Annotated in this window: 25 protein-coding genes and 1 pseudogene; 14 read left to right on the plus strand and 12 right to left on the minus strand. The window is 72.5% G+C overall.

The genetic code is table 11. The features are described from left to right. Positions 1–43: 43 nt before the first annotated feature. Positions 44–1,087 carry a polyprenyl synthetase family protein gene (locus ACFW48_RS25815; protein ID WP_386318298.1) on the minus strand — a complete coding sequence of 348 codons (1,044 nt, stop codon included), beginning with the start codon at positions 1,085–1,087 and terminating at the stop codon, positions 44–46. A 728-nt stretch (positions 1,088–1,815) separates the two neighbouring features. Between ACFW48_RS25815 and ctaD the strand changes: the two genes are divergently transcribed. Continuing rightward, a complete protein-coding gene (ctaD, locus tag ACFW48_RS25820) occupies positions 1,816–3,537 on the plus strand; it encodes a cytochrome c oxidase subunit I (RefSeq protein ID WP_386318300.1) in 1,722 nt (573 codons plus the stop codon). A 6-nt stretch (positions 3,538–3,543) separates the two neighbouring features. Here ctaD and ACFW48_RS25825 read toward each other — a convergent pair. From ACFW48_RS25825 to ACFW48_RS25835, 3 genes and pseudogenes are all read right to left on the minus strand, one after another. Further along, positions 3,544–4,775 (minus strand): annotated as a pseudogene (locus ACFW48_RS25825) (cytochrome P450). A gap of 415 nt (positions 4,776–5,190) precedes the next feature. Next, a complete protein-coding gene (locus tag ACFW48_RS25830) occupies positions 5,191–5,808 on the minus strand; it encodes a hypothetical protein (protein ID WP_386318302.1) in 618 nt (205 codons plus the stop codon). Between the two features lie 102 nt (positions 5,809–5,910). Beyond that, the gene (locus ACFW48_RS25835; RefSeq protein WP_386318304.1) at positions 5,911–6,324 is read right to left on the minus strand and encodes an SRPBCC family protein; all 414 of its coding nucleotides are present in this window, start codon (positions 6,322–6,324) and stop codon (positions 5,911–5,913) included. Between the two features lie 168 nt (positions 6,325–6,492). Here ACFW48_RS25835 and ACFW48_RS25840 point away from each other — a divergent pair, with 168 nt between their 5' ends. Then, a complete protein-coding gene (locus ACFW48_RS25840; protein WP_386318306.1) occupies positions 6,493–7,677 on the plus strand; it encodes a PP2C family protein-serine/threonine phosphatase in 1,185 nt (394 codons plus the stop codon). Positions 7,678–7,704: 27 nt separating this feature from the next. Here the strand turns inward: ACFW48_RS25840 and ACFW48_RS25845 are convergent, their stop codons facing one another. Beyond that, entirely contained in the window at positions 7,705–8,016 is a 312-nt protein-coding gene (locus tag ACFW48_RS25845) for a hypothetical protein (RefSeq protein WP_386318307.1), read from the minus strand. Between the two features lie 209 nt (positions 8,017–8,225). On the opposite strand from ACFW48_RS25845, the gene ACFW48_RS25850 reads away from it, so the two are divergent. The 3 genes from ACFW48_RS25850 to ACFW48_RS25860 are packed head-to-tail and all read left to right on the plus strand — an operon-like array spanning position 8,226 to position 9,945. After that, positions 8,226–8,924 carry a nucleotidyltransferase family protein gene (locus tag ACFW48_RS25850; RefSeq protein WP_386318309.1) on the plus strand — a complete coding sequence of 233 codons (699 nt, stop codon included), beginning with the start codon at positions 8,226–8,228 and terminating at the stop codon, positions 8,922–8,924. Beyond that, positions 8,921–9,220, plus strand: a complete 300-nt coding sequence (locus ACFW48_RS25855) for a BON domain-containing protein (protein ID WP_386318311.1) — start codon at positions 8,921–8,923, stop codon at positions 9,218–9,220. Before ACFW48_RS25850 ends, ACFW48_RS25855 begins: the two co-directional genes overlap by 4 nt. Further along, positions 9,220–9,945: a metallophosphoesterase gene (locus ACFW48_RS25860; protein ID WP_386318313.1), complete on the plus strand. Its 726-nt coding sequence runs from the start codon at positions 9,220–9,222 to the stop codon at positions 9,943–9,945. The genes ACFW48_RS25855 and ACFW48_RS25860 overlap by 1 nt, the downstream gene beginning before the upstream one ends. 15 nt (positions 9,946–9,960) lie before the next feature. On the opposite strand, the gene ACFW48_RS25865 is transcribed toward ACFW48_RS25860, so the two are convergent. Further along, positions 9,961–10,599, minus strand: a complete 639-nt coding sequence (locus tag ACFW48_RS25865) for a GNAT family N-acetyltransferase (RefSeq protein ID WP_386318315.1) — start codon at positions 10,597–10,599, stop codon at positions 9,961–9,963. Between the two features lie 109 nt (positions 10,600–10,708). On the opposite strand from ACFW48_RS25865, the gene ACFW48_RS25870 reads away from it, so the two are divergent. The 4 genes from ACFW48_RS25870 (at position 10,709) to ACFW48_RS25885 (ending at position 15,032) form a co-directional block, all read left to right on the plus strand. Then, positions 10,709–13,198: a molybdopterin oxidoreductase family protein gene (locus ACFW48_RS25870; protein WP_386318316.1), complete on the plus strand. Its 2,490-nt coding sequence runs from the start codon at positions 10,709–10,711 to the stop codon at positions 13,196–13,198. Then, a complete protein-coding gene (locus ACFW48_RS25875) occupies positions 13,195–13,686 on the plus strand; it encodes a hypothetical protein (protein ID WP_386318318.1) in 492 nt (163 codons plus the stop codon). Before ACFW48_RS25870 ends, ACFW48_RS25875 begins: the two co-directional genes overlap by 4 nt. 149 nt (positions 13,687–13,835) lie before the next feature. After that, positions 13,836–14,369, plus strand: a complete 534-nt coding sequence (locus ACFW48_RS25880) for a DoxX family membrane protein (protein WP_386318320.1) — start codon at positions 13,836–13,838, stop codon at positions 14,367–14,369. Positions 14,370–14,468: 99 nt separating this feature from the next. After that, on the plus strand, positions 14,469–15,032 hold the full coding sequence (locus ACFW48_RS25885; protein ID WP_386318322.1) for a hemerythrin domain-containing protein: 564 nt from the start codon (positions 14,469–14,471) through the stop codon (positions 15,030–15,032). Positions 15,033–15,095: 63 nt separating this feature from the next. On the opposite strand, the gene ACFW48_RS25890 is transcribed toward ACFW48_RS25885, so the two are convergent. Continuing rightward, on the minus strand, positions 15,096–16,109 hold the full coding sequence (locus ACFW48_RS25890; protein ID WP_386318324.1) for an NAD-dependent epimerase/dehydratase family protein: 1,014 nt from the start codon (positions 16,107–16,109) through the stop codon (positions 15,096–15,098). 453 nt (positions 16,110–16,562) lie between these two features. Between ACFW48_RS25890 and ACFW48_RS25895 the strand changes: the two genes are divergently transcribed. Further along, positions 16,563–17,807: an MFS transporter gene (locus ACFW48_RS25895; protein ID WP_386318326.1), complete on the plus strand. Its 1,245-nt coding sequence runs from the start codon at positions 16,563–16,565 to the stop codon at positions 17,805–17,807. 338 nt (positions 17,808–18,145) lie between these two features. Here ACFW48_RS25895 and ACFW48_RS25900 read toward each other — a convergent pair whose 3' ends face one another. The 3 genes from ACFW48_RS25900 to ACFW48_RS25910 all read right to left on the minus strand — a co-directional run bounded on the left by ACFW48_RS25900 (position 18,146) and on the right by ACFW48_RS25910 (position 20,087). Further along, the gene (locus ACFW48_RS25900; protein ID WP_386318328.1) at positions 18,146–18,691 is read right to left on the minus strand and encodes a hypothetical protein; all 546 of its coding nucleotides are present in this window, start codon (positions 18,689–18,691) and stop codon (positions 18,146–18,148) included. 236 nt (positions 18,692–18,927) lie between these two features. Beyond that, positions 18,928–19,692 carry a maleylpyruvate isomerase family mycothiol-dependent enzyme gene (locus ACFW48_RS25905; protein ID WP_386318330.1) on the minus strand — a complete coding sequence of 255 codons (765 nt, stop codon included), beginning with the start codon at positions 19,690–19,692 and terminating at the stop codon, positions 18,928–18,930. A 71-nt stretch (positions 19,693–19,763) separates the two neighbouring features. Beyond that, positions 19,764–20,087, minus strand: a complete 324-nt coding sequence (locus ACFW48_RS25910; protein ID WP_210961187.1) for a hypothetical protein — start codon at positions 20,085–20,087, stop codon at positions 19,764–19,766. A 100-nt stretch (positions 20,088–20,187) separates the two neighbouring features. On the opposite strand from ACFW48_RS25910, the gene ACFW48_RS25915 reads away from it, so the two are divergent. Beyond that, on the plus strand, positions 20,188–21,057 hold the full coding sequence (locus ACFW48_RS25915) for a fructosamine kinase family protein (RefSeq protein WP_386318332.1): 870 nt from the start codon (positions 20,188–20,190) through the stop codon (positions 21,055–21,057). 3 nt (positions 21,058–21,060) lie between these two features. On the opposite strand, the gene ACFW48_RS25920 is transcribed toward ACFW48_RS25915, so the two are convergent. Further along, positions 21,061–22,719: a catalase gene (locus tag ACFW48_RS25920; protein ID WP_386318334.1), complete on the minus strand. Its 1,659-nt coding sequence runs from the start codon at positions 22,717–22,719 to the stop codon at positions 21,061–21,063. A gap of 212 nt (positions 22,720–22,931) precedes the next feature. Further along, positions 22,932–23,168: a hypothetical protein gene (locus tag ACFW48_RS25925; RefSeq protein ID WP_310874995.1), complete on the minus strand. Its 237-nt coding sequence runs from the start codon at positions 23,166–23,168 to the stop codon at positions 22,932–22,934. A gap of 169 nt (positions 23,169–23,337) precedes the next feature. Between ACFW48_RS25925 and ACFW48_RS25930 the strand changes: the two genes are divergently transcribed. From ACFW48_RS25930 to ACFW48_RS25940, 3 genes are read left to right on the plus strand one after another with little or no spacing between them, the layout of a single operon-like run. Beyond that, the gene (locus tag ACFW48_RS25930; protein ID WP_386318336.1) at positions 23,338–24,003 is read left to right on the plus strand and encodes a TetR family transcriptional regulator; all 666 of its coding nucleotides are present in this window, start codon (positions 23,338–23,340) and stop codon (positions 24,001–24,003) included. 7 nt (positions 24,004–24,010) lie between these two features. Beyond that, complete coding sequence (locus tag ACFW48_RS25935; protein WP_386318338.1) at positions 24,011–24,823, plus strand: SDR family NAD(P)-dependent oxidoreductase; 813 nt, start codon at positions 24,011–24,013, stop codon at positions 24,821–24,823. A gap of 53 nt (positions 24,824–24,876) precedes the next feature. Then, a complete protein-coding gene (locus tag ACFW48_RS25940) occupies positions 24,877–25,917 on the plus strand; it encodes an NAD(P)-dependent alcohol dehydrogenase (protein ID WP_386318340.1) in 1,041 nt (346 codons plus the stop codon). Positions 25,918–26,025 lie beyond the last annotated feature (108 nt).

The raw sequence follows: 26,025 nt of genomic DNA on the forward strand, positions 1-26,025 counted from the left end.
CGCCTCGGCGCGGCCACCCGGGGGTGGCGGGGGATGTTCCGGGTCAGGACTCGCGGCGGGTCATCGCCCAGGCGATGTCGTGCAGTTGGCGGTAGGCGTCGGCGGTCGGCCGGGCCAGTGACAGGGACCGCAACGCGGCCGCCATCTGGCGGCGCGCCTCCTCCTCGGCCGCCTGCCGTCCGCCGGCCCGTTCCACGAGGTGACGCGCCAGGTCGATGTCGTCCTCGTCCAGGGGGTGCGGTGCGCGGTACAGCTCGCGCAGCCGCTCGGCCTCCGCGCTCGGAGCCGCGAGGGCGGCCGCCACCGGCAGTGACTTCTTGCGCGCGGCGAGGTCCGCGCCGACCGGCTTGCCGCTGCGCGCGGTACGGCCCCAGATGCCGAGGATGTCGTCCGCGCACTGGAACGCCACGCCGAGTCGCCGGCCGAACTCCCGCAGGCCGCCGACCCGGACGTCGTCCGCGCCGGCCAGCACGCCGCCCAGCGCGCAGGCGCAGCCGATCAGGGCGCCCGTCTTGCCCGCGGCCATGTCCAGGTAGTCCGCGACCGACACCTCGTGGGCCTTCTCGAACGCGACGTCGCTGCTCTGCCCCTCCACCAGTTCCAGGAGGGCGCCCACGAGTTCCTGCACGGCTGCCTCGGCCCGCCCCGGCGGGGCCTGGGCCAGTGCGCGCAGCGCCGCGACCAGCAGGGCGTCTCCGGTCAGTACGGCCGCCGGGGTCCCGAACAACGACCAGGCGGCGGGCCGGTGGCGGCGCAGGGCGTCGCCGTCGATGACGTCGTCGTGCAGCAGGGTGAAGTCGTGCACCAGCTCGACCGCCACGGCGCCGGGTACCGCGGCCGCCGGGCTCCCTCCGACGGCCACCGCCGACAGCAGGGTGAGTGCCGGGCGCACCGACTTGCCGCCGCCGGACTCGGCCGCGCGGGGTGCGCCGTCGGCCTCGCACCAGCCCCGGTGGTACCGGGCCACCAGACTCTCCGCGGCCGGCAGCGACTCGACCGCGGCCCGCAGGGCGGGCGCGAGCACGTCGTCGACCCAGTCCAGACGCGGAAAGGCACCTACCGGGGCCGAGTCGGTGATCTGCGACACGTACTGCTCCTCACGTTGGCAGGACACGTTGACGGAAGGCGGGAACCGGCGGCCCTCGCACCACGCCGCGTCGGCCGCACCGCCAGTCAATCGGCTGCCGCACCGCGGGGAGAGTCCGCGGCGCACCGCCCGGCGAAAGATCACCGGAGCAGCCCAGCTCTATGACCATGCACCCAGCCGACAATCACGCCGACCGCCCGCCACGGCTCCCGCCGACCGCCCTACGCGGTCCGCGGTCCGCGGTCTCACGCGGTGCGCGATCCGCAGTCCGCCCCGCCGCGGGATGCGACGGGGCGGACGGTTGCGGACGGTCCGTCAGCACGGCGTGACTGCCATCAACTTCTCGAACGAAGCCATGCAGTCCGGGCAGTGACGTGCCCGTTCACCGTCGGATGCCTCGATACGCTCGCGGAGCCGCTGTCCGCACAGGGTGGCCGCGGCCTGTTTGGCCATCACGTGCCACACCAACGCTCCGCCCGCCTTCTCCGGGCCCACGCACATTTCGTACATGATCGGCCTCCCAGCCTGGACGCCGCTGACACTCTCCAGGAGACACCGGATCGGCCGTCACCAGTACTGTGCGGGGGCCATTCGGGTGACGGCCGCTTCGTCTCTCCGAGGTGACGACGCACCCGGACGGATAGAAACGATCAGCCAATCGGCCCTACATGAGTGGTCGCGTGACGTGGCGTCGGCGCAGGCCGTCGGGGGTCGGCTGCTCTGGTCGGATGGCGACACAGACCGAACCGATCGCACCGGACCCGGCGGCGGAACACCGCGGCAAGGGGCGGGTGGTGGTCTCCTGGCTGACCACGACCGACCACAAGCGGATCGGCCACCTCTACCTCATCACGTCGTTCGCGTTCTTCCTGATCGCCGGGGTGCTGGCGATGCTGATCCGGATGGAGTTGGCCCGGCCGGGTCTGCAGCTGCTCTCCAACGAGCAGTACAACCAGGCGTTCACGATGCACGGCACGATCATGCTGCTGCTGTTCGCCACCCCGACCTTCGCCGGATTCGCCAACGCCGTCATGCCGTTGCAGATCGGTGCGCCCGATGTGGCCTTCCCGCGGCTGAACATGCTGGCGTACTGGCTGTTCCTCTTCGGCGGTCTGATCGTGCTCGGCGGCTTCCTCACCCCGCAGGGCGCCGCGGACTTCGGCTGGACCGCCTACACACCGCTCAGCGGCCCGCTCCGCGCCCCCTATCTCGGCGGTGATCTGTGGATCATGGGGCTGGCGCTGTCGGGGTTCGGCACCATCCTGGGCGCGGTCAACTTCATCACCACGATCATCTGCATGCGCGCTCCGGGTCTGACGATCTTCCGTATGCCGATCTTCGTCTGGAACGTGCTGCTGACCTCGGTCCTGGTGCTGCTGGCGTTCCCGGTGCTGGCGGCGGCGCTGCTGGTGCTGGAGGCGGACCGGCACTTCGGCGCGCACGTGTTCGACGCCGAGAACGGCGGGGCGATCCTGTGGCAGCACCTGTTCTGGTTCTTCGGCCATCCCGAGGTGTACATCCTCGCGCTGCCGTTCTTCGGCGTGATCACCGAGATCATCCCGGTCTTCGCCCGTAAGCCGATCTTCGGTTACATGGGCCTGGTGGGTGCCACCATCGCCATCGCCGGGCTGTCCGCCACCGTCTGGGCGCACCACATGTTCGCCACCGGTGCCGTACTGCTGCCGTTCTTCTCCTTCCTGACGTATCTCATCGCCGTCCCCACGGGCGTGAAGTTCTTCAACTGGATCGGCACGATGTGGAGGGGGTCCCTGTCCTTCGAGCCGCCGATGCTGTGGGCGGCCGGCTTCCTGGTGACGTTTCTCTTCGGGGGCCTGACCGGAGTGATCCTCGGCTCGCCGCCGCTGGACTGGCACGTCACCGACTCGTACTTCGTCGTCGCGCACTTCCACTACGTCCTGTTCGGCACGATCGTGTTCGCGATGTTCGGCGGGTTCAGCTTCTGGTGGCCGAAGATGACGGGCCGCATGCTCGACCACCGTTTGGAGAAGGTGCACTTCTGGACGCTGTTCGCCGGTTTCCACACCACGTTCCTGGTGCAGCACTGGCTCGGGGTCGAGGGCATGCCGCGCCGGTACGCCGACTATCTGGCCGTCGACGGATTCACGGCCCTCAACACCCTCTCCTCCATCGGCGCGTTCCTGCTGGGCCTGTCCACGCTGCCGTTCCTGTACAACGTGTGGAGGACCGCCAAGTACGGTCGGCCGATCGAGGTCGACGACCCCTGGGGCTACGGGCGCTCACTGGAGTGGGCCACGTCCTGTCCCCCGCCCCGCCACAACTTCCGCGAACTGCCGCGCGTGCGCTCCGAGTCGCCGGCCTTCGACCTGCATCATCCCGGCCTGGCCCGGCTCGACCAGGCGGAGCGGACCGGGCGGCGCGACGCGATGGAGCCGGGTGAGGGACACAAGGGCGGCAACCGTACGTCCTGACGCGCGTCAGGGCACGCGTACGCCGGTGACGGCGAAGCCGCTGCGCGGACGGGTCGGGACGCGGCGCAGGGGGATGCGAAGGTCCTGCTCGGGGACCGTGCACTCCAGACGCGCCAGCCGCACCGCCAGGGACTCACGGTGACGCGCTCCCCGGGACAGCGGTGACCGGTGGCCGGATCGCCGCCGCCCTGCGGGATCAGTTCGTCGGAGTCGGCGGGCCGCTCCAGGAACCGCTCCGGCCTGAAGGCGTAGGGGTCGCCCCAGAGCTTCTCGTCGTGGTTCTGGCCGTAGACGTCGAGCAGCAGCATCCCGCCGGCGGGGACGGACTCGCCGTGCCAGGTCAGCTCCTTGACGGTCCGGCCGCCGAGGAACGGGGCGAACGGGTAGAAGCGGCGGACCTCGTGCGCGAACGCCGTGGCGAACACGCCGTCACCGCGCGCAGCCGCTCCCGGTGGGCCGGCCACCGGTGCAGGGCGTGGGCCGCGAAGGCCACGAACCAGCTCACGGCGGCCGTGGGGCGCAGCACGTTCAGCAGTTCCACCGCCGCCGTCCGGGCGTCCAGCGGCTCGTCCGGCGCGTCGTGGTGCCGGGCGACCCGCTCCAGCACCGAGCCCCCGGGGGGCGGTGACCTTCCCGGACCGTACGTCCTCGATCAGGCGGGCCATGCGGGCCTCCTGCCGGGCGCGGGCTCGGCGGGCCCGCAGATGGCGGGGCCCGAGGGTGGCGAAGCCGTCGACCATGGCGATCAGGTCCCGCGCCAGTGGCTCCGTATCGACGGCCTCGGCCGGGAGACCGGCCCAGCGGCAGACCCCTCGGGTGAGTACCACGCCCGCCGCGTCGAACAGCACGACGCGGGGGCGTTCGCTCCAGGAGCGTGCGGCCTCGTCCCAGGCCGCGGTGACGTGCTCGGTGAGGTCGGCGACGCGGTCGGGGTCGAGCAGCGGAAGGAACAACTCCTTGCGAACGCGGTGGGCGTCCCCGTCGAGGGTGTGGACCGCGCCCTGCCCGAACAGCGTGTCCAGCACGGGTGCGGGGATGGCGCCGTGGCGGCGCACGTGTCCCTCGTCGTAGAAGAAGCGCACCGCCTCCGGTCCGCGTACTGCCAGCGCGGGCTTGCCGAGCAGCCGGGTACGCACCACGGAGTCCGTGCTGTCCCGCATGCGGTTGGGCAGCCAGGCGTACCCCTCGGTCAGCAGGGCCGGAGTGCGGTCCATCAGCGGCCGGCGGTGTGCGTCCATGGCCGGCGAGTGCCCCGGGCCGCCGCGCGGACACCTGGCCGGCCTGTCCGGGCCGGGGCGGACGGTGGGGCGCGGTGCCGCTTGGCCCGCCCGGGCGCTCCCGGCAGCGGCCGCGGCTCCGGCCGCCGGGGAAACGTTCGCCGGGCCGGCCCTCCCGTCACGCCCGGCCGGCGGTCCGCCGTGGCACCGGCTCTACGTGTCCGGCGACACCCTGCTGTTCGACGGACTGGACGAGATCGCCCGGCGCTTTCCCGGACTGGACCTGGCCGCACCCGCTCGACGCCTTCCTGGCCGGGGCCGACCGCAAGGGCCTCGCGGACCGGATCGTGCACCGCCGGTCCGGTCAGCGGGCCGTCCTCGGCCCGGACGGCGGGCCGCCCGCCGTGACGTAGCGGGCGGCGACCGCCGCGACCGTTCAGTTCAGCTTGTCGACGGCCGTGACCGTGGTGGCCTTGAAGTCGGCCACCTGGGCGTGCGCGAAGGTGCCCATCTGACCCCACTGCACGACGGTCACGGTCCTGCCGTCCCGGCCCACCGAGAACAGGCCGATGTCGGAGGCGCCCCACTCGGCGACCGTGTGGACGCCGTAGACGTGGGCGCCCTCCTCCACGTTCAGCCGGCCGTAGTACTTCTGCGTGGCGGTGATGTCGGGGTGCTGCTCCATCACCTTCCGCGCGCAGTCGGCGAGGTCCCCCCGCAGCAGGGCGGCGAACTCCCGGGCCTGCCGCGGGCTGCGCTCGACGACCGTGATCTGGAGGGCGCCGGTGTCGTACTCGGTCCAGTACCGGCGGTGGGAGGCGGTGGACGGCAGCGCCTCGCCGACGCACATGGGCAGCGGCTCCGGCTGCCCGGCGGTGACCGGTCCGGCGTACCAGTCGGAGGTGGGGTGCGGCGGCAGTTCGGCCGGCTCCAGGAAGGCGGGCGGGTCGGTCTGCGGCGTCGCCGCGGTCGCCGGGACCGCGGCCACGGCGACCGCGGCACCGGCCGCCAGCGCGGTCACGGCGGTGCGGACCCCTCGGTTACGGACGTACATGTTTCCCCCATGTCGGTTCGTCGGTATCGGTCGTCCTTTTCCCCGTACGACACATACGACCCGACATGAGGGCGAAGGGTTGCCCTTGTCCCTGCTACGAATTCACCCGGCCGCACTGTCGGTGCGCGTCCGCACCTGCTCCTCCAGGCGCCGCAGGCTGCTGTCGAGGGCGTCGGCCACCGCGTGCTGCCCGGGGTCGTGGCCCTCGTCGAAGAACGACAGGTGCACCGTCACCTCGCTGGCCCCGCTGTCGAGCCCGGCGACCTGCAGCCAGCCGGCGTAGCTGCCCTGGTCGCGGGTGCCCCATTCGAGCCGCATCTGCTCGGGCCGGGCGCTCAGCAGCGCGGAGGTGTCCTGGTCGGTGCGGTCCTCGTGCACGGTGACCGCCGGCGGGTCCTCGGGCTCCACGTGCAGGCCCCGGGGCAGCCAGGTGTCCAGCCGGCCGACGTTCGCGGCCTGGTCGAAGACCTGCTCGGGCTGGGCGGGCATGGTGCGGGAACGCTCGTACTCGGTCATGTGGCACCACTCCTCGGCGCTCGGGGTCGTACGCGTGACGCGTGCCCTGTCTGCCCGGACCGAAGCGCTTCGCGGGTGATCCGCTCGACGGGCGGGGCGGGCCGCTCGGTGCCAGACTGCTGCGCAGGGTGCCCTGCCACGACGGGTTTCTCGACGAGGGGAGACGAGGTGTCGACGCCAGAGGCGAGCGATGCGCTGCTGCAGGGGTTCCTCGCCGACCCGGCCCATCTGACCCTGGACCTGGCCACCGCGGTGGCCAGGTGCGCCAAGGCGCTGGATCTCCAGCACGCGGTGGTCTACCTCGTCGATCTGCAGCAACGGCACCTCGTACCGCAGACCGACGTGACACCTGCCATCCCCGTCGACGGCTCCCTCGCGGGCTGGGCGTACCGCACCCAGGCGTTGCGTGTGGAGGAGTCGGACACGGGCGGCGTCACGGCGTGGCTGCCCTTGCTGGACGGCGCCGAGCGGCTCGGCGTGCTGGCGGTGCACTCGTCGGCGCTCACCTCCGCCACCCTGACCCGGAGCCGGGCACTGGCCTCGCTCCTGGCCATGATGATCACCTCGAAGCGGGCCTTCGAGGACTCCTTCGTCCGGCACACCCGCACCGAGCCGATGCACCTCCCCTCGGAGATGCTCCGCGCGTTTCTGCCGCCGCGGACGATCGGCAACTCGCACGTCGTGTCGACGGCCGTCCTCGAACCGGCCTACGAGCTCGGCGGCGACGCCTTCGACCACTCGCTCACCCAGACGACGCTGCACGTCTCGGTCATCGACTCCATGGGGCACGACCTGGCTTCCGGGCTGACCAGCGCGGTGGCGCTGGCCGCCTGCCGCAACGCCCGGCGCAACGGCGCCGATCTGCCCGCGCTCGTGGAGTGCGTCGACGACGCGCTGGCCCGCTGGCTGCCGGAGCAGTACTGCACCGCGATCCTCGCCCAGTTGGAGTTCGAGACCGGTCTGCTGCGCTGGAGCAACTGCGGTCACCCGGCGCCTCTCCTGATCCGGGGTGAGCAGTTGATCGTCGACGCCCTGGAGCGGGACGCCGACCCGCCGATGGGCGCGCCGGCCCTGCTGTCCCCCGAGCCGCGCCGGATGCACGAGATGAGGCTCGAGCCCGGTGACCGGGTGCTGATGTACACCGACGGGGTCACGGAGGCGCGCACCCGGGAGGAGAAGCTGTTCGGGCTCGAACTGTTCGCGGACTACGTCATCCGGGCCACGGCGGGCGGCGAGCTGGCGCCCGAGTCGCTGCGGCGCCTGATCCACTCGATCCTGGACTCGCAGACCGGCGGGCGACTGCGGGACGACGCGACGATCCTGATGTTCGAATGGCGGCCGCCGGTCTGCTGAGGCCGCCGCGGCACGGTCCCCGACAGGTCAGACCGGGTGCCCTCGCGCACGCAGCCAGTCGTGCACGGTGTCCTTGTCCGACGGGGTGATCCGGACGGGCCCCTCCACGTAGGGGCCCTCGTCCTCGGTGAAACCGGTGTCCGTGATCCTCGCGGTGACCCAGGTGGCCAGGTCCTGGGCGGCCCGCTCGGACAGGGCGCCCCGTTCCCAGCCGGTGCGGGCCTCGTGGGCCGCGGCAGGGTCGTGGTGTTCGGTCTCCGCCAGCCACGCGGCCACCAGCCGTTCCACCGTCCGGTGGTCCTCGGGTCCGGTCCGCTGCTGCGCCTGCTTGTCGTTCATGCCGCCCGAGTGCCCGGATTCCTCCCGGCGCCTCACCTGCGGGACGGGTTCGTGTCGGCATTACCGCGCCGGGTACCCGGAACCTCAGCGGAGGACCGGCCCGATCCAGTCTGATTCGTTTCGTTTCACTCCGACTGATTCGTTTCGCTTCAGTCCGATTCAGACTGATCCGGCCCGGCAGAAGGCGACAGCCCGGAAAGGGGACAGCAATGACGCAGCCCGCCGACGACCACGCTCTCGACCAGCGCGCCGGCGTTTCCGAGCTCCGTCTGGCAGCGGGGGACCCCGAACTCGTCCCCCAGAACGACGCACGCCACGAAGATCTCCCGCTCGACCGCAATCAGGCGATCCTCCAGGCGGCCAAGCAGGTGGGCTCGATCCTCAAGAAGAAGGAGCACCCGTTCGCGCTGGCCGGCAGCGTGGCCGTGTACGCGCACGGCGGCACCCAGAACCTCCAGCACGACGTCGACTTCTGCATCCGGCCCGACGACGCGGAGGCCGTCGCCGCGACGCTGCGGGAAGCGGGTCTGGCGGTGTACACGCCGCCCGAGGACTGGCTCCTGAAGGCGAACTGCCTGGGACAGCAGGTCGACCTCATCTTCGAGCTGGCGCATGAGCCCGTCACGACACAGCTGCTGGCGCGGGCCCAGGACCTCTCGGTCGACTCGGTGCTCATGCCGGTCCTGTCGCCGACCGATCTGCTGCGCGGTCTGCTGGCGGCCTTCTCGGAGCACCACTGCGACTTCGGGGCGGTACTGCCGATCGCCCGCACGCTGCGCGAGAAGATCGACTGGGAAGAACTGCGCCGCGACTGCGGGGACGCCCCGATGCCCGCCGCGTTCTTCTACATCCTCGAACGGCTGGAGATCATCTCCCCGGCCCGTTCCGCGAAGGAGGAGCAGCGATGAGCGACCCCGTCGCACACCAGGGGCCCGCGGCGAGCGACACCGCTGCCGCGCCGGCCGAGAACGTCGAGTACCGCGTGGCCCACCTGCACGACCGGCTCGCCGCGGAGGAGCTCGGCGAGCTGGGCGTGCGGGCCGAGATCCGGGCCGGCGCGATCGTGCTCACCGGCACGGTGCCTTCCGCGCAGTGCCGCGAGACGCTGCTGCGGGTCGCCTACGAGGAGCTGGCCGGGCTCACCGTGCACACCGATGTCGTGGTGGCGGAGACGGCCGGCCCCGACCACGCGGAGGAGCTGTGATGATCCGCGTCGCCGCCGTCGGAGACATCCACATGGGGCCGGACAGCCAGGGACTGCTGCGGCCGGCCTTCGAGACCCTGCCCGACTGTGCCGACCTGCTGCTGCTCGCCGGGGACCTCACCCGGCACGGCACACCGGAGGAGGCGCGCGTGGTGGCCCAGGAGGTACGCGACCTGCCGGTGCCGGTGGTGGCCGTGCTCGGCAACCACGACCACCACGACGAGCAGCCCGAGAAGGTCACCGCCCTCCTCCAGGACGCCGGCGTGAGGGTCCTGGAGGGCGAGGGGACCGTCGTGGAGTGCGCCGGGACCCGGGTGGGGATCGCCGGGACCAAGGGGTTCGGCGGCGGTTTCGTCGGGCGCAGCGCGGGAGAGTTCGGCGAGCCGATCATGAAGGAGTTCGTCCGCACCACCCGCCGCTCGGCGGACAGTCTGCACGCCGCGCTGAAGGAGTTGGACGACGAGGGCTGCGCGGCCCGGGTGGCGCTGACCCACTTCTCCCCCGTCGCCGACACGCTCGCCGGGGAGCCGCCGGAGATCCACCCGTTCCTCGGCAGCTATCTCCTGGCCGAGGCGATCGACACGGCCGGCGCGGACCTCGCCGTCCACGGCCACGCCCACCTGGGCTCGGAGCACGGGATGACGGCGGGCGGAGTGCGGGTGCGCAACGTGGCCCAGCCCGTCATCCGCCGGGCCTTCAACGTCTACCGGCTGGGCGCCGCCTGACCGCCGACCCGTGCGTCAGGTCCGGCCGGTGTCCTGCGTCGTACGTCCGAGGCAGGTGACGTCCGCGGGGTCCAGGCCCGCCGCCTCGATCACGTGGAAGCCCATACGGTCGTAGAAGGCCCTGGCCGGCGTGTTGGCCGTCGCCATGACCAGGTGGACGGCCGGTACGCCGCGCTCCCGCAGTGCCCGCCAGAACGTGCGCATCAGTGCCCGGCCGTGTCCGTGGCCCTGCCACTCGGGCAGCAGGTCGATGTGCAGATGGGCCGGGTACGCGGCCAGTTCGGGGACGATCATCCGCTCCGGGTCGTGCAGCAGTCCGGCCATGACCTCGTCCGGGGAGCCGGGCGTGCCGTCCGGCGCCGGATAGCGGTCCGCGACCCGTGGCAGCCACTTGGCACGGAACTCCTCCGCGAAACGCGGGGTGTCCGCCGTGCCGAGGATGTAGCCGACCGCCCGGCCCCGTCCGTCGTCCAGTACGAAGGCCAGGCCGGGGTCCAGGTGGACGTAGGGTGCGGCGAAGATGGCGGGCAGGACGGCGGGGTCGGCGTACACGGGCCGGCTGTCGCGGCCGTTGTGCGCGGTGCGGACGCAGATGTCGTCGAGGGCCGGGGCGTCGGCGGGACGGTACGGGCGTACGGCGGCGGTCGGGGTCACCGCAGCATCCTGCCCGGTTGGGAGCGCTCCCACAAGTAGTCCGCGTCGATCGGTGGCGCCCGGGTACCCGGCGGCCGGCAGTGTGACGGCAGTTGGCGGGAGGCCGGCGATGGAGGACACGGCGGACCGGATCGCGCGGCCGTGGGGCGACAGGGTGCCCTACGGGCGGCACGAGACCTGGCCGGCCCGGGTGGACACGTTCCTCGCGGAGGGGGTGGAGCCCGAGGCGGTGCAGCGGTGGGTGCAGTCCGCGTCGATCCTGCACTCCGACGGTGACGCCATGGACATCGCGGTGGCCGACGGCCGGATGGTGGGCGTACGCGGCCGGGACGTGGACCGGGTCAACCGGGGCCGGCTCGGCCCGAAGGACCTGTTCGGGTGGCAGGCGAACACCTCCCGGGACCGGCTGACCCGGCCGCTGGTACGGCGGAACGGACGGCTGGAGGAGACGGACTGGGACACCGCGATGGACCTGGTGGCCGCCCACTCGCGCGAACTGCTGGACGAGCGCGGCCCGGGCTCGATCGGCTTCTACACCTCCGGCCAGCTCTTCCTCGAGGAGTACTACACGCTCGCGGTCCTCGCCCGGGCCGGCATCGGCACCAACCACCTCGACGGCAACACCCGCCTGTGCACGTCGACGGCCGCGGAGGCGCTGAAGGAGAGCTTCGGCTGCGACGGGCAGCCCGGCAGTTACGACGACTTCGACCACGCCGACGTGGTCGCGCTGTTCGGCCACAACATCGCCGAGACCCAGCCGGTGCAGTGGATGCGGCTGCTGGACCGGATGGAGGGGACCGATCCGCCGCGCCTGCTGTGCGTGGATCCCCGGCCCACACGGGTAGCCCGGCACGCCGCCGTGCACCTCGCGCCGCGCGGCGGCACCAACGTCGCGCTGCTCAATGCGCTGCTGCACGAGACGATCCGGCACGACCGGATCGACCATGACTTCATCGCCGCGCACACCGTCGGTTTCGCGGAGCTGGCCGGCCGGGTCGCCGACTGCACGCCCAAGTGGGCCGCGGACATCTGCGACGTCCCCGCCGCCCGGATCGAGGAGGCGGCCGAACTCGTCGGCACCACCGACGCGCTGGTCTCCACCGTGCTCCAGGGCGTCTACCAGTCCCACCAGGCCACCGCCGCCGCGGTGCAGATCAACAACCTGCACCTGATCCGGGGCATGCTGGGCCGCCCGGGCGCCGGCCTGCTCCAGATGAACGGCCAGCCCACCGCGCAGAACACCCGCGAGTGCGGCGCCAACGGCGACCTGCCGGGCTTCCGCAACTGGCAGAACGACGCCCACGTCGCCGACCTCGCGAAGGTGTGGAACGTCGAGCCGGAGAAGATCCCGCACTACGCGCCGCCCACGCACGCGATGCAGATGTACCGGTACGCCGAGCAGGGCTCGATCCGGATGCTGTGGATCAGCGGCACCAACCCCGCCGTCTCGCTGCCCGAACTGTCCCGCATCCGCTCGATCCTGACGCAGAAACGCCTGTTCACGGTCGTACAGGACCTGTTCCTGACGGAGACGGCGCAACTGGCCGACGTGGTGCTGCCGGCCGCGACCTGGGGCGAGAAGACCGGCGCCCTCACCAACGCCGACCGCACGGTGCACCTGTCGGAGAAGGCGGTCGAACCGCCCGGCGAGGCCAAGCCCGACCTGGACATCTTCCTCGACTACGCGCGGCGCATGGACTTCCGGGACAAGGACGGCGGCCCGCTGATCACCTGGGACGACCCCGAGTCGGCTTTCGAGGCGTGGAAGCGGTGCAGCGCGGGCCGCCCCTGCGACTACACCGGCCTGTCCTACGCCAAGCTGCGCGACACCAGCGGCATCCAGTGGCCCTGCGACGAGCGGGCGCCCGAGGGCACCGCACGGCTCTACACCGACGGCGTCGACTGGGCCCATCCCAACCTGTGCGAGAGCTATGGCAAGGACCTGGAGACCGGGGCGTCGCAGGAGGTCGTCGAGTACCGCTCCCTCAACCCCGACGGCAAGGCGATGCTGAAGGCCGCCGCCTACTGGCCGGCGCACGAGGAGCCGGACGACGAGTACCCGTTCCAGCTCACCACGGGCCGGACGATCTACCACTTCCACACCCGTACGAAGACCGGGCGGGCGCCTCAGCTCCGCGACGCCGCCCCGGACGTGTGGGTGGAGATCTCCACCGCGGACGCGGACCGGCTCGGCCTCGGCGAGGGCGACCTGGTCGAGGTCACCAGCAGGCGGGGGTCCCTGCGCGGGCGGCTGCGGGTGACCGGCATCCGGCCGGGCCTGTTGTTCGTGCCGTTCCACTACGGCTACTGGGACACCGAGGACGGATCCGGGCCGGGCCCGGACACTCCCGGGCGGGCCGCCAACGAGGCGACCATCACGGACTGGGACCCGGCCTCCAAGCAGCCGCTGTTCAAGACGGCCACGGCCGCGCTCACCCTGGTCGATCGCGGCGACGGCCGGCCGTCCCCGGCGCCGACCACCACCGCGTCGGCGCCCGCCGCCCCGGGCGTCGCGCGGCCCACCGCGGGCGGACCGGCGGCCCACACGACGCAGACGCCGACAAAGTTCCCGCACGGCCGTGAGGAAGGCGCCCAGTGAACGGCATCACCCTGACCCTGCGCACGCTGCACCGCGGCGAGCGGCGCCTGGCGCACGACCTGGTGACCGTCGCCGAGCGGCACCGGACCGAGCACGAGGTCCATCACGTCGCCACGGACCTCGCCGTCTGGTCCCGCGAACACGTCCGGCGGCTGGCGGAGGTCGCCGCGCACCACGACGCGAAGCTGGGCGACCCGCCGGACCACTCCCCGGACGGTGTCTTCGCGACGCTGCGGAAGAAGGCGTCGGACGCGGTGGTGCACCGACCCGAGCCCGGCCTGCTGCTCCTGCGCGACCTGCGGGAGCTGCACGTCGCCGCCGCGGAGAACTCGCTGCACTGGGAGATGCTCGCTCAGGCCGCCCAAGCGTCCAGGGACAGCGAGCTGCTGGGGCTGGCCTCGGCCTGCCACCCGCAGACACTGCGCCAGATGCGCTGGACCAACACCATGATCAAGAACCTGTCGCCGCAGCTCCTCAACAGCCTGTGACCTGCGCGGAGCCCGCGCGGCGCGGTGCCGGCGAGCGCGGGTACCGCGCCGGACGCCGAATGGCGCCGCCGGGTCCGGGCACCTGATGATCCCTGTAGGCATCACACCCTCGGCAACCTCGACACCCATGGAAGAAGCGAGAGAGCGTCATGAGTCTTCTGCGTATGGCCGGCCGCCCGATGCTCGCCTCGATGTTCGTCGCGGGCGGTCTGCACGCCCTGCGCCGGCCCGAGGACGTGGCCCCGGCGGCGGAGCCGATCGTGCGGCCGGTGGCCGACCGCGTGGCGGTGCTGCCGGACGGCACCGAACAACTCGTACGGCTCAACGGCGCCGTCCAGGTGGTGGGCGGGGTCCTGCTCGGGCTCGGCCGCTGTCCGCGGCTGGCCGCGCTGGCCCTCGCGGTGACGCTGGTCCCCACCACGCTGGCGGCGCACCGCTACTGGGAGGCGGAGGACCCGTCCGACCGCGCCCAGCAGCGCATCCACTTCCTGAAGAACCTGTCCATGATGGGCGGGCTGCTGATCGCGGCCGACGACACCGGCAGCGCCCCCTCGCTGCTGTGGCGCGGGCGTCACGCAGCTCAAGACCTGCGGCACGACGCCCATTTGGTGCACCGTTCGGTCCGGGCCGCGGCACGTCCCGCGGCGACGGCGGGCGGTGTCCGGGCCAAGCTGGGCGTCTGAGCCCGCCGGTGAACCGGGCGTTAGCCCACTGAGTGTGGGGGGACCCGACGTCCGTGGCGGGTCGGTCCCGTAACCGCCACGACCTGCTGGAGGTGAAACATGGGACACGGAGGAAACGTCATCGACGAGCTGACGACCGATCACCGTGAGGTCGAGGAGCTCTTCGGCAAGATCGAGGCGCTGCCGTCCGGTCACAAGGACCGCAAGCTGTACGCCGATCAGGCCACCATCGAGCTGATCCGGCATTCGGTGGCGGAAGAGGCGTATCTCTACCCGGCCGTCCGTGAGCACGTGGCGAACGGAGGTGCCCTCGCGGACAAGGAACTCGAGGATCACGCCGAGGCCGAGCAGATCATGAAGGACCTGGAGGGCTGCGCGGCGGACGACGCCGAGTTCGACCGGTTGATCGGCAAGCTGATGAGCGAGATCCGTGAGCACGTCGCCGACGAGGAGGGCAACCTCTTCCCGAGGCTCCGCGAGGCCTGCCCCGCGGACGCGCTGAACCAGTTGGGCGACAAGGTCCGACAGGCGAAGAAGACGGCGCCGACACGTCCGCACCCGTCCGCGCCGGACAAGCCCCCGATGAACAAGCTCCTGGCGCCCGGTGCGGGAATGGTCGACCGGGTGCGGGACGCGATGTCGGGGCGGGGCAAGCCCGACTGAGCGCGCCCGTCCGCAAACCCGTGTGAGGGCCCGTCGCCATGGCGACGGGCCCTCACACGGCGTTCACGCCCACCACTCCCCCGCCCGCCCGGACGCCGCCGTCGTCGGGATCGTCTCGGGCAGGCCGCGGAGCGAGGCGACGGTACGTTCCAGGCCGTCCTGCCAGGTCACGCTCGGCAGCCAGCCGAAGATCTCGCGGGCGAAGCCGGTGACCGGCCGGGGCTCGGCAGGCCGGTCACCCGTCCCGTCGACGAACGACAGCGGCGAGTCGGAGCCGGTCAGGTCGATCACCAGGCGGGCGATCTCGACGGCGGTGGGCTCCTCGTCGCCGCCGATGTCAACGGGCCGCACCGAGCGGCCGGCCGCGACCAGCAGCACGCCGTCGACCATGTCGTCGACGTAGCACAGGGGGTGCTTCCGGCTGCCGTCCCCGGTGACGGTGACGGGCCGGCCGGCGAGGGCCTGCTCGATGAAGCCGGCCGGGGTTCCACCGGCGTCCGTGCGCATACCGGGTCCGTAGCCGGTGAACAGCCGGACGATGCCGGCGTTCGAGCCATGGGCGCCCGCGTGCGCGGCGACCAGAGCCTCCGAGAACCGGACGGCCTCGGCACAGGCGCTGTGCGGACCGACCGGGTCGGCGTCGGGCGGCGCGGCGGGCAGCACCGGCGGCGATGAGGCGAGCAGAAACCGGGCACCGTCCCGGTCGGCGACGGCCAGCGCGGCGCGGGTGCCGAGGCTGGCGGCGTCCAGGACCTCCACGGGCCGGTCCGGCCAGGCGGCCGGGGACGCGGGGCCCGCCAGGTGCAGGACCAGGTCGTAGGGGCCGACGAGGGCGTCCGAGCAGCCGGGTTCGGAGATGTCGCGTTCCAGGAAGCGGAAGCCTGGCCGGCCGGCGAGGTGGGCCACCTTTTCCGCCCGCCCCGTGGAGAGATCGTCCAGGCAGTCGACTTCGACACCTGAATCGAGCAGGCGGGTGCACAGATGTGAACCGAGGAACCCCGCGCCACCGGTCACCAGGACATGGTCCCAGGGCGGGCGGGCCCCTGCCCGCGGGTTGAACGCCGCCATCGGCATCATGAGGACGACCTTTCTTCCTCTGCGAAACGCTGACGGAGCGAGCCCCGGGTGCCCCACCGAGTCGCTTTCATGCTCTGACGTCTACTGCGCCCCTGCCGTACCAGCCCGGCCGCTGTGTCCACCGTCACGGCCACAGGCCCGGACCATGGGCCACCAAGACCTGTGATCAAACCCACTCGAATCACCAAGTGAGTTAACGGAAAAGGAATTTGACCCATCCGACCGTGACTCGGGGCGGGGACCGGCGATGACTCGCCGGTCCCTTCTGCCACGATGGTCGGCGCCGTCATCCGGCTCAGTGGAGTGGCCGCGCAACGCAGCCGGCCTTCTCGCTCCCGTCCCTTTCCCTTCCGGGTCTCACGACTCGTCTTCGAGTGGCGCACTGTGTCTTCTTCCCCTGCCCCCACCTCCGCACCGTCCCGTTCGCCGTGGCGGTCCCTGAGATACCCCAGCATGCGCTGGTGGTCGGTCGCGAACTTCGTGTCGAACGCCGGTACGTGGATGCAGCTCACGGTGCAGAACCTGCTGGTCCTGCAGATCACCGGGTCCGCCGCCGCGACGGGTCTGTCGATGTCCGTCCAGGCCGCGCCCGCGCTCCTGATCAGCGTCTTCGGGGGAGCGGCCGTCGACCGCTGGCCGCGGAAGCTGACCGCCGCGGTCAGCCAGGCGCTGCTCGGCACGGTCGCGTTCGTGACGGCGCTCATGGTGGCGCTGGACCGACTCGACGTGACCTCCCTGATGCTGCTGGCCGCCGTCACCGGGATCATCGCCACCGTCGACGGCCCGGCGTGTTCGCTGCTGGGCAACGACCTCGTCCCGCCCCAGGACGTCCCCTCCGCGATCGGCGTGGGCGCGCTGGTGCACCAGGCCGGCCGCCTCACGGGGGCCGCGCTGGCCGGGGTGACGGTCGGTTTCCTCGGCACGGCCGCCGCCTACGCCGCCAACGGGTTGTCGTTCCTGTTCGTGGCCTCGGTCATCCCCTTCCTGCGTCCGGCGCGCGGGGCGGTCAAGCACACCGGGGCGGTCAAGCGCGGCGGTGACGCGGACACCATGACCGTGCGCGAGGGGCTGGCCTTCTTCGCACGCCGTCCCCGCCTGCTGGCGCTGGCCGGCGTCACCGGGGTCAGCGCGGTCTTCGGCCGCAACTACCAGCTCACCCTGGCCGTCCTGGTCACCGGGCCGCTCGCGGGCGGCGCCGGGTCGTTCGGCACGGTCTCCACGGTGCTGGCCGTCGGCGGCATCGTCGGCGCCGTCCTGGGCGCCCGGCTGCGCCGGCCCTCCGTGCGGATCGTGGGCGCGCTGGCGGCGGTGGGCGGCCTGCTGCAGGTGGTGGCCGGCCTGTCACCATCCCTGGCCGTCCTCCTGGTGATGGTCCTGCCGATGGCCGTGGTGGAGTCCGTCTCCGACACCGCGGGCACGGCGGTGCTCCAGACCGATCCGCCCGCTCACATGCGGGGCCGGGTGCTCGGGGTGTGGGGCAGCATCGGCACGGTGTGGAGCCTCGGCGGCCCACCCGCCCTCGGCCTGCTGATGGAGCTGGCCGGCGCACGCGGCGCGCTCATCGCGGGCGGGCTGATCATCGCCGGCAGCATCGGCGCCGGGCACCTCCTCCGGGAGCGCCGGATCACGGCCCCGGTGGCGGTGCGGGCCGGAGACGCCGATGTGCCCGGGCAGACGGCGCTGGGGACGGCCGCCTGACTGAGCGGGGCACGACTCGGGGCGGGGGTGGGTGCGCGGCCCGGCGCTACGGGGTGCCGCCGCGCCCACCCGTGCCGCCCCAGCGGCGCCGCGGGACGGAGAGCCGCGTACGGCGCGAAGGGACGTGTCGGGGGGGTCCGCCCGCAGCGGTTGGCGCGTCAACACCGGCACTTCCGCGGCCGACCGATTCCGCGCCGTTCCGAGGACGGACACCCCCCGGCACGTCCCGACCCACAACAAAACAGAACGCGCTACCCGCACCCCCACCCAACCCGCACAGGCCGCCGCAGGCACCGCACCCGCACCCGCACCCGCACAGGCCACCGCAGGCACCCGGATCAGGCGACGAGCGCCCGCCCGGGATCCAGTCGGGCGACGAGCTGGGCATGGTGCAGTGCGGCGACGGGCGCGGCGAGGTCGGGGTGGCGCAGGAGCGTCGCCGCGCGCCGGTCCCGCTCGTCGGGCGCGAGCAGGCGGCGGAACTCGACCGGCGTACCGGACGGCATACCCGCCACGGGGCCGCCGTCGCCGTCCGCCAGCGCCGCCACGGCCAGGGCAGCCAGTTCCGGGTCGGTCAGCAGGCAGGCCGCCCAGCTCGCGACGACCTCGTCCACCCAGGTCCGCCAGGCGTCCCCGTCCAGGTCGGGGGCCGCCGTACCGTCCGCGCCGGTGATCCAGTCGAGCCGGGCGGAGCCTCCGGGTCCCGCCACGCCCAGCAGCGCGACGTCCATCGGGGTCGGATAGCGCAGCCGGGCCGCGACCGTCACCGCCTGCCGCGCCTGCGCCTCACACAGGGCGCGGGCCAGCGCGCCGCCGGACGCCGGGTAGGCGCAGGTGAGCCACTGGGCGGTCGCCGCGATGACGGGGGAGAGATCTGCGTGCACTGCCGGGCCGTCCGAACTGCTCGTCGTGGGACAGGGAGTCTGGTCGTCGTGGAGGACACGGGGTCCGCGAAAACCGTAGCCCGGAGCCCCCGGCGCGGAACATGGCCCGGCTCTCGTCGGCGGCGTGGCCTCGGACACATCAAGAGCAGGCCGAAGGGCGGGGGCGCACGGCGTCAACCCCGCCCCGCCTCATCGACACGTGACACCGGCGGCGTCGGCCCATGCCGAGCGTCCGGTCACTCGGCCGCCACGACGATGCAGCGCCGCAGCTCCTCGACCGCCTCCGGGTCGCCCTCGACCGTCACCCCGGTGTCCCCGTCGGCGCTCTCCCGGTTCCACAGCCGGCGCAGCACGGCCTCCGGGGTGCCACTGAACGTCACGTCGGCCGTGCCGTCGCCGGCGCCGTCCGTCACGGCGAACTCCCCCGGTGCGGTCCGCACCCGCCACGCCGCGTCACCGGCCCGCACCAGGAACGTGTGCCCCGGCGTGTCGGCCAGGATGTCGGTGAAGTACTCGCCCCACTCGACGACGGAGTACGCGGCGAAGACCTTGAGCAGTTCGTCGATCCCGTCCACGGCGAGATCGGCCGGGACCGGCGCGACAGCCTGCCCGCTGCCCAGTTCGGCGTCGATGCGGTGGATGACGGTCTCCTGCGCCATCCGCCGGATCCAGAAGCCGACGCTCTGGTCGGGGCCGTACCAGGTGGCGGCGGGGTCCTCGGGAGCACGGGTGGCGAACTCGGCGCGCAGTGCGGTGTACCCACGGTCGAGCAGCGCCGTCGGCTCCTCCTCGGCGAACTCCTCCGGCGGCCACGGCTCGGGCTCGACGCCCTCCCGCATGGCGACGGTCTTGTGCAGGTAGACCTCGCCGACGTGGCGGGTCAGATCGGCGACGGTCCAGCCGGGGCAGGTGGGTACCGGTGCGTCGGCGCCGGTCTCGACGACGGCCCGCAGCCGGTCGTAGTCGGCCGCGAGACAGTCGAGGAAGCGGGAGTACTCCATGCCGCAGAGCCAAGCACACGCTCAGGCGAGGAGCGCGGTGTTTTTCCGGCCCGGCGGGAGCGGGCCCGTGCTCACCAGGCCCCGCTGGTGAGCACGGGCCGGCGGACCGCCTCGGCGGCGTCCCGCAGATGGAGGGCGACGGTGATCAGGGCGCGCAGGGCGGAGGGGCGCAGGCTCTGGGCGCTCTCGGCGGCCAGCACCAGGAGGCAGCCCGCGGCCTGCTCGACGACCGGGACGGAGAACGCGAAGTCGTCGCCGTCGGCCCCGCGGAACGCGCGCCAGGGGGTCGCCGCACCGTCGATGGCCTTCTGGACGGCGTGCTCGAGGTGCTGTGCGGCCTGCTCGCACACGGGGGCGGGCAAGGTGATGGTGCGATGGAACGCTGAACTGGTCATAGTCCCACTTCTCCCCCGCGCCCGGGGTCTTCGATAGGCGTACCGGGCGTTTTTCACCGGGTCGGCCGCAGCCCGGTCCTGGGCTCCTAGGCTGGTTGCCATGTGTTCCACCACCTCGCCCTCGGTCGCCGCGGCCCGCTTCACCGGCAGGTCGGTGACCGGTGAGCGCCCGCTGTCCGGGTCGCTCACCGAAGTCACCCTTGACGACGGACACACGGTGATGGTCAAACGCGGTGACGGGGCGGGAGCGGCGCGGGCCGAGGCCGCCGGGCTGCGCTGGCTGGCCGACGCCCGCACGGTGCGGGTCCCGGCGGTGCGCGGCGAAGGCGAGCGCTGGCTGGTCACCGACCGGGTGGCGCGGGGGCGGGCGAGTGACCGGGCGGCGGTGCGGTTCGGCCGGGACCTGGCCGCGCTGCACGCCGCCGGGGCTCCGGGATTCGGTGCCGCGCCGCCCGGCGGGCCCGAGGACGCGTACATCGGCCTCGCCCCGATGCGCAACGTCATCGGGGACGACTGGCCGACCTGGTACGCGGAGCACCGGGTGCTGCCGTATCTGCGCCGCGCGGTCGACGCCGGCACCCTCCGGCAGGCCGAGGCGGCCGATGTCGAGCGGGTCTGCGAGCGGCTGCCCGAGCTGGCGGGGCCCGCGGAGCCGCCCGCCCGGCTGCACGGCGACCTGTGGAACGGCAACGTGCTGTGGGGTGCCGACGGGCGGGCCCATCTGATCGACCCGGCCGCGCACGGCGGGCACCGGGAGACCGACCTGGCGATGCTGTGCCTCTTCGGCTGCCCGCACCTGGACCGGATCCTGGACGGCTACCGGGAGACCGCGCCGCTCGCCGACGGCTGGGCCGGCCGCGTCGGCGTGCACCAGCTCTTCCCGCTGCTGGTGCACGCCGTACTCTTCGGGCGCGGCTACGCCGAGCAGGCCGTCACGGCGGCCCGGGCGGCACTACGGCGCTCCGGCTGAGCGTCAGCGCGTCACGACGTGCCGCTCGTTGGGGACGCAGTGGGTCATCGTCAGCCCCGCGACGTCACGCGGCGGGTTCTTGCCGAGGTTGGCCAGCCGCTCGCGGTCCTCGTCGGTGAGGTCCTGACTGGCCAGCGGCTTCAGATCCGACACGTCCTGCGGGCTGATGCCGATCCCCTCGCCGACCCGCAGGCCGAGGTCGTTCTCGACCAGCAGGAAGTGCCACACCATGCGTTCCTGCACCGGCCGGTCGCACTGGGAGAGCAGGTTGACGAAGTTCGCCACGAGGTCGTCGCGCTCCCACTCCTCCAGCAGCAGGTAGCGCTGTCCGGCCTGCATGTAGTCGTTGGTGCGCGGGATGCGCTTGCGGGTGAGCCGCCCCTGGATCTCCGGTCCCTGCTCGTCGTGCGTGGGGTACTCCCCCTCGCGCAGGCCGCCGGTGATCGACGGTTCGTAGTTGACGATCGGGTTCTCGCCGCCGCCGTCCTGGTGGTAAGCCATCAGGCCGTCGCGCTGGTTGGTGCGCACGTCGGCGTTCTTGGCCTGGTTGACGGGCAGCTGGAGGTAGTTGGGGCCGACCCGGTAACGCTGGGTGTCGCTGTAGGAGAAGGTGCGGCCGACCAGCATCTTGTCGTCGGAGAAGTCCAGCCCGTCGACGAGGACGCCGGTGCCGAAGGAGATCTGCTCGTTCTCGGCGAAGTAGTTCTCCGGCATCCGGTCGAGCACCATCCGGCCGACCGGCTTGGCCGGGAACTCCTGCTCGGGCCAGGTCTTGGTGTCGTCGAGCGGGTCGAAGTCGAGCTCCGGGTGGTCGTGGTCGTCCATCATCTGGACGAGCAGCTCCCACTCGGGGTACTCGCCGCGGGTCACCGCGTCATAGAGGTCCTTGGTGGCGTGGCCGAGGTTCTGGGCCTGGACGTTGGCGGCGTCCTCCTCGGTCATACTGCGGACGCCCTGCTTGGGCATCCAGTGGTACTTCACGAGCTTCGTCTCGCCGGCCGCGTTGACCCACTTGTAGGTGTTGACGCCGAAGCCCTGCTGGTGGCGGTAGTCCGCCGGGATGCCGCGCGGGCTGAACAGGTTGACCAGCATGTGCATGCACTCCGGCGTCTGCGACATGAAGTCGAAGATGCGCCGCGGCTGCTGCTCGAAGGTCACCGGGTCGGGCTTGAGGGCGTGGATGACGTCCGGGAACTTGATCGCGTCGCGGATGAAGAAGACGGCCAGGTTGTTGCCGACCAGGTCCCAGTTGCCGTCCTCGGTGTAGAACTTCACCGCGAAGCCGCGGGGGTCGCGGGCCGTCTCGGCCGAGTCGCGTCCGCCGATGACGGTGGAGAACCGGACGGCCAGGTCGGTGCGCTTGCCCCGCTCCTGGAACAGCTTGGCCCGGGTGTAGCGCTCGATCGGCTCGTCGCCCCAGGCGCCGTACGCCTCGAAGTAGCCGTACGCGGTCACCCCGCGGGCGTGCACGACGCGCTCGGGGATGCGCTCGCGGTCGAAGTGGCTGATCTTCTCCAGGAACTGGTAGTTCTCCAGCGTGGCGGGGCCGCGGGCGCCGACGGTGCGCTGGTTCTGGTTGTCGTAGACGGGGTGCCCCTGCCGGTTGGTGAGCACCTTGCGGTCGTCGCCCGGGACGGGTCCCTGGCTCGATACGTCCGTCATGTTCGTGGGCTCCTTCGACTCGTGGCCGGCCTCGGACGCGGCCCTGAGCTGCGAGGCGGCCGTCGGCCGCGCACATGGGCGCCCCGGGTACCCCGCGTGCGTCATCCGACACATACTGATTTTCACGTATTTCCCGTGATTTCCCGTATTTCACGCCGAGGACCCGGAAGCCCGTGCCGCAGGGCGTCCGGGTCCTCGCGGACGGGCCGCGTTCAGCCGCCGTTCAGCCGCGCGCGCAGCAGCCCCTTGCCCAGTTCGGCGCCCTTGCGGCTGTCCGACTGCGCCTTGCGGAACAGCTCCGCGACCTCGGTGTCCTTGTTGCGCTCCGCGTCCTGGATGTACGTCTCCAGGCGCAGCGCGTTGTTCAGGCACGACTCGACGTACCAGATCAGGTTGTAGTCCTTGTCCTGCGTGCCGGTCACGCCGCCGGTCTCCGTGCCGCTGGTCATGCGGGCCTCCTCTTTGGGGTGTTCGATCCGAAGTGCGGGCCGGGTACCCGGGGCGCCATGGGGCACACGGCCTTCGCGGGCACGGACTCGGACCCCTACTCGGACCCATACTCATGTCCCATTGGGTCATGTGTCCCAGTGGGACATTTTCGGGTGTATTCTCGGAGACATGACGGCGACGAAGCCCTCCCCCACCCCCGAGGACCGGCGGCAGCGCAAGGCGCGGCAGACCCGCGACGCGCTGGCCACCGCCGCCTGCGACCTGATCCTGGAGCGCGGGTCCGCGGCGACCACGGTGGAGGCCATCGCCGAGCGCGCGGACGTCACGCGCCGCACGTTCAGCCGGTACTTCGCCGGCAAGGAGGACGCCGCCCTCGACTTCGTCCGCCGGGACGGCGACCGCATCAACGCGCTGCTGCGGTCCCGCCCCGCCATCGAGCCGCCCCTGCTCGCCTATCGCAGGGCCGTGCGCGACTGGCTGGCCGACCGGGACGACCCGGCCTGGCATGTGCGTCCGCGGATGCGCCGGCTGCTGGCCCTCGCCGACAGCGAGCCCGACCTGTTCGCCGCCTACCAGCGCATCCGGGTCGACGCCCAGGAGGAGTCGATCCGCATCGTCGCCGACCGGCTCGGCACCGACGAAGCCCGGGACGTGCGCCCGGCCGCCCTCGTGGACGCCGCCGCCGGAGTCCTGATCGCCGCCCTGCGCCTGTGGGCACGCGGCGGCGACCGGGACGCGGGAGCCGCAGACCTCGCCGCCCTCGTGGAGCGGGCCTACGACGCCCTGACCTCGGAGGCCGCGGCCGCGACCCCCGACAGCACCACCGAAGAGTGAGAGCACCATGAGCACCACCACCGGGAGCACGGGCACCACCCACGCCACCACCCCCGTCGCCGGCCACGCCGCCGAGTTCGCCGGCCGCACCGCCCTCGTCACCGGCGCCGCCTCCGGCATCGGCCTGGCCACCGCCCGACGCCTCGGCGCCGGCGGCGCGAGCGTCGTCGTCGCCGACCACAACGCCGAGGGCGCCGAGAAGGCCGCCGCCGAGCTGGTGGCGGAGGGCGTCAAGGCCGCCGCGGTCGAGCTGGACGTGACCCGTCCTAAGTCCGTCGAGGCCGCGGTGAGGTTCGCCGTCGACACCTTCGGCGGCCTGGACCTCGCCGTGAACAACGCGGGAATCGGCGGCCCGAGCGCCCCGACCGGCGAGTACGACATCGAGGCCTACGACCGGGTCGTCCGCACCAACCTCGACGGCGTCTTCTACTCGATGCGCCACGAGCTGCCCGCCATCGAGGCCACCGGCGAGGGCGGCGCCATCGTCAACGTCGCCTCCATCCTCGGCTCGGTCGGCTTCGCCGGCTCGCCCGCCTACGTCGCCGCCAAGCACGGCGTCGTCGGGCTGACCAAGTCGGCCGCGGCCGAGTACGCGGCCAAGGGCATCCGGGTCAACGCGGTCGGCCCCGGCTTCATCGACACCCCGCTGCTGAAGGCCATGGACGAGGCCGCCCACAACGGCCTGGTCGCCCTGCACCCGGCCGGCCGTCTCGGACGCTCCGAGGAGGTCGCCGAGCTGATCGCCTTCCTGCTGTCGGACCGGGCGTCCTTCGTCGCCGGCAGCTACCACCTGGTCGACGGCGCCTACACCGCCGTCTGAGACCGGCCGCACAGCAGGGGGGCCGACCGGGGGAAACACAAAGGAGTTCAGCCATGAAGGCACTGCAGTACCGCAGCATCGGGGCGCCGCCCGAGGTGGTCACGATCCCCGACCCGGAGCCCGGCCCCGGCCAGGTGCTGTTGAAGGTCACCGCCGCCGGCGTCTGCCACTCCGACATCGCGGTGATGAGCTGGCCCGCCGAGGGCTTCCCCTACGAGCTGCCCCTCACCCTCGGCCACGAGGGCGTCGGCACGGTGGCGGCGCTGGGCGCCGGGGTGAGGGGCCTCGCCGAGGGCGACGCGGTCGCCGTGTACGGCCCCTGGGGCTGCGGCACCTGCGCCAAGTGCGCCGAGGGCAAGGAGAACTACTGCCTGCGCGCCGACCAGCTGGGCATCCACCCGCCCGGGCTCGGGCGTCCGGGCTCGATGGCCGAGTACCTGCTCATCGACGACCCCCGGCACCTGGTCCCGCTGGACGGGCTCGACCCCGTCGCGGCGGTACCGCTGACGGACGCGGGGCTGACGCCGTACCACGCCATCAAGCGGTCGCTGCCCAAGCTGGTCCCCGGGTCGACCGCCGTCGTCATCGGTACCGGCGGCCTCGGCCACGTCGCCATCCAGCTGCTGCGCGCCCTGACGTCCGCCCGGGTCGTCGCCCTCGACGTCAGCGAGGACAAGCTGCGCCTCGCCCGTGAGGTGGGCGCGCACGAGGCGGTGCTCTCGGACGCGAAGGCCGCGGACGCGGTGCGCGAACTCACCGGCGGTCTCGGGGCCCAGGCCGTGTTCGACTTCGTCGGCGTGGCGCCGACCGTGCGGACCGCGGGCGCCGTGGCCGCCGTCGAGGGCGACGTCACGCTGGTCGGCATCGGCGGCGGGTCGCTCCCCGTCGGGTTCGGCCTGCTGCCCTTCGAGGTGTCGGTGAACGCCCCCTACTGGGGAACCCGCAGCGAACTCATCGAGGTGCTGAACCTGGCCCGCTCGGGCGCCGTGTCGGTGCACACCGAGACGTACTCCCTCGACGATGCCCCGCTCGCCTACGAGCGGCTCCACGAGGGGAAGGTCAACGGCCGTGCGGTGATCCTGCCCCACGGCTGACCGCCCGCCCCTTCCCGTCGGCCGGGCAGGGGCGACGAATGCGCCAACTCGTCGCCCCCGCCCGGTCTTTGCGGTCGCGGCGAAGTACAGTCCCTGAACGGATCGGCC

This window comes from Streptomyces sp. NPDC058812, assembly GCF_042744565.1.
Taxonomy (GTDB): domain Bacteria; phylum Actinomycetota; class Actinomycetes; order Streptomycetales; family Streptomycetaceae; genus Streptomyces; species Streptomyces thinghirensis.

Excerpts from the sequence above, each read along its gene's own strand:
- ACFW48_RS25925 (WP_310874995.1), bottom strand. The coding sequence starts at position 23,168 with ATGACCAGCGGCACGGAGACCGGCGGCGTGACCGGCACGCAGGACAAG.
- ACFW48_RS25890 (WP_386318324.1), bottom strand. The coding sequence starts at position 16,109 with ATGATGCCGATGGCGGCGTTCAACCCGCGGGCAGGGGCCCGCCCGCCC.
- ACFW48_RS25885 (WP_386318322.1), top strand. The coding sequence starts at position 14,469 with ATGGGACACGGAGGAAACGTCATCGACGAGCTGACGACCGATCACCGT.
- ACFW48_RS25855 (WP_386318311.1), top strand. The coding sequence starts at position 8,921 with ATGAGCGACCCCGTCGCACACCAGGGGCCCGCGGCGAGCGACACCGCT.
- ACFW48_RS25880 (WP_386318320.1), top strand. The coding sequence starts at position 13,836 with ATGAGTCTTCTGCGTATGGCCGGCCGCCCGATGCTCGCCTCGATGTTC.
- ACFW48_RS25860 (WP_386318313.1), top strand. The coding sequence starts at position 9,220 with ATGATCCGCGTCGCCGCCGTCGGAGACATCCACATGGGGCCGGACAGC.
- ACFW48_RS25930 (WP_386318336.1), top strand. The coding sequence starts at position 23,338 with ATGACGGCGACGAAGCCCTCCCCCACCCCCGAGGACCGGCGGCAGCGC.
- ACFW48_RS25895 (WP_386318326.1), top strand. The coding sequence starts at position 16,563 with ATGCGCTGGTGGTCGGTCGCGAACTTCGTGTCGAACGCCGGTACGTGG.
- ACFW48_RS25910 (WP_210961187.1), bottom strand. The coding sequence starts at position 20,087 with ATGACCAGTTCAGCGTTCCATCGCACCATCACCTTGCCCGCCCCCGTG.
- ACFW48_RS25830 (WP_386318302.1), bottom strand. The coding sequence starts at position 5,808 with ATGTACGTCCGTAACCGAGGGGTCCGCACCGCCGTGACCGCGCTGGCG.
- ACFW48_RS25940 (WP_386318340.1), top strand. The coding sequence starts at position 24,877 with ATGAAGGCACTGCAGTACCGCAGCATCGGGGCGCCGCCCGAGGTGGTC.
- ACFW48_RS25915 (WP_386318332.1), top strand. The coding sequence starts at position 20,188 with ATGTGTTCCACCACCTCGCCCTCGGTCGCCGCGGCCCGCTTCACCGGC.
- ACFW48_RS25850 (WP_386318309.1), top strand. The coding sequence starts at position 8,226 with ATGACGCAGCCCGCCGACGACCACGCTCTCGACCAGCGCGCCGGCGTT.
- ACFW48_RS25935 (WP_386318338.1), top strand. The coding sequence starts at position 24,011 with ATGAGCACCACCACCGGGAGCACGGGCACCACCCACGCCACCACCCCC.
- ACFW48_RS25870 (WP_386318316.1), top strand. The coding sequence starts at position 10,709 with ATGGAGGACACGGCGGACCGGATCGCGCGGCCGTGGGGCGACAGGGTG.
- ACFW48_RS25845 (WP_386318307.1), bottom strand. The coding sequence starts at position 8,016 with ATGAACGACAAGCAGGCGCAGCAGCGGACCGGACCCGAGGACCACCGG.
- ACFW48_RS25920 (WP_386318334.1), bottom strand. The coding sequence starts at position 22,719 with ATGACGGACGTATCGAGCCAGGGACCCGTCCCGGGCGACGACCGCAAG.
- ACFW48_RS25905 (WP_386318330.1), bottom strand. The coding sequence starts at position 19,692 with ATGGAGTACTCCCGCTTCCTCGACTGTCTCGCGGCCGACTACGACCGG.
- ctaD (WP_386318300.1), top strand. The coding sequence starts at position 1,816 with ATGGCGACACAGACCGAACCGATCGCACCGGACCCGGCGGCGGAACAC.
- ACFW48_RS25835 (WP_386318304.1), bottom strand. The coding sequence starts at position 6,324 with ATGACCGAGTACGAGCGTTCCCGCACCATGCCCGCCCAGCCCGAGCAG.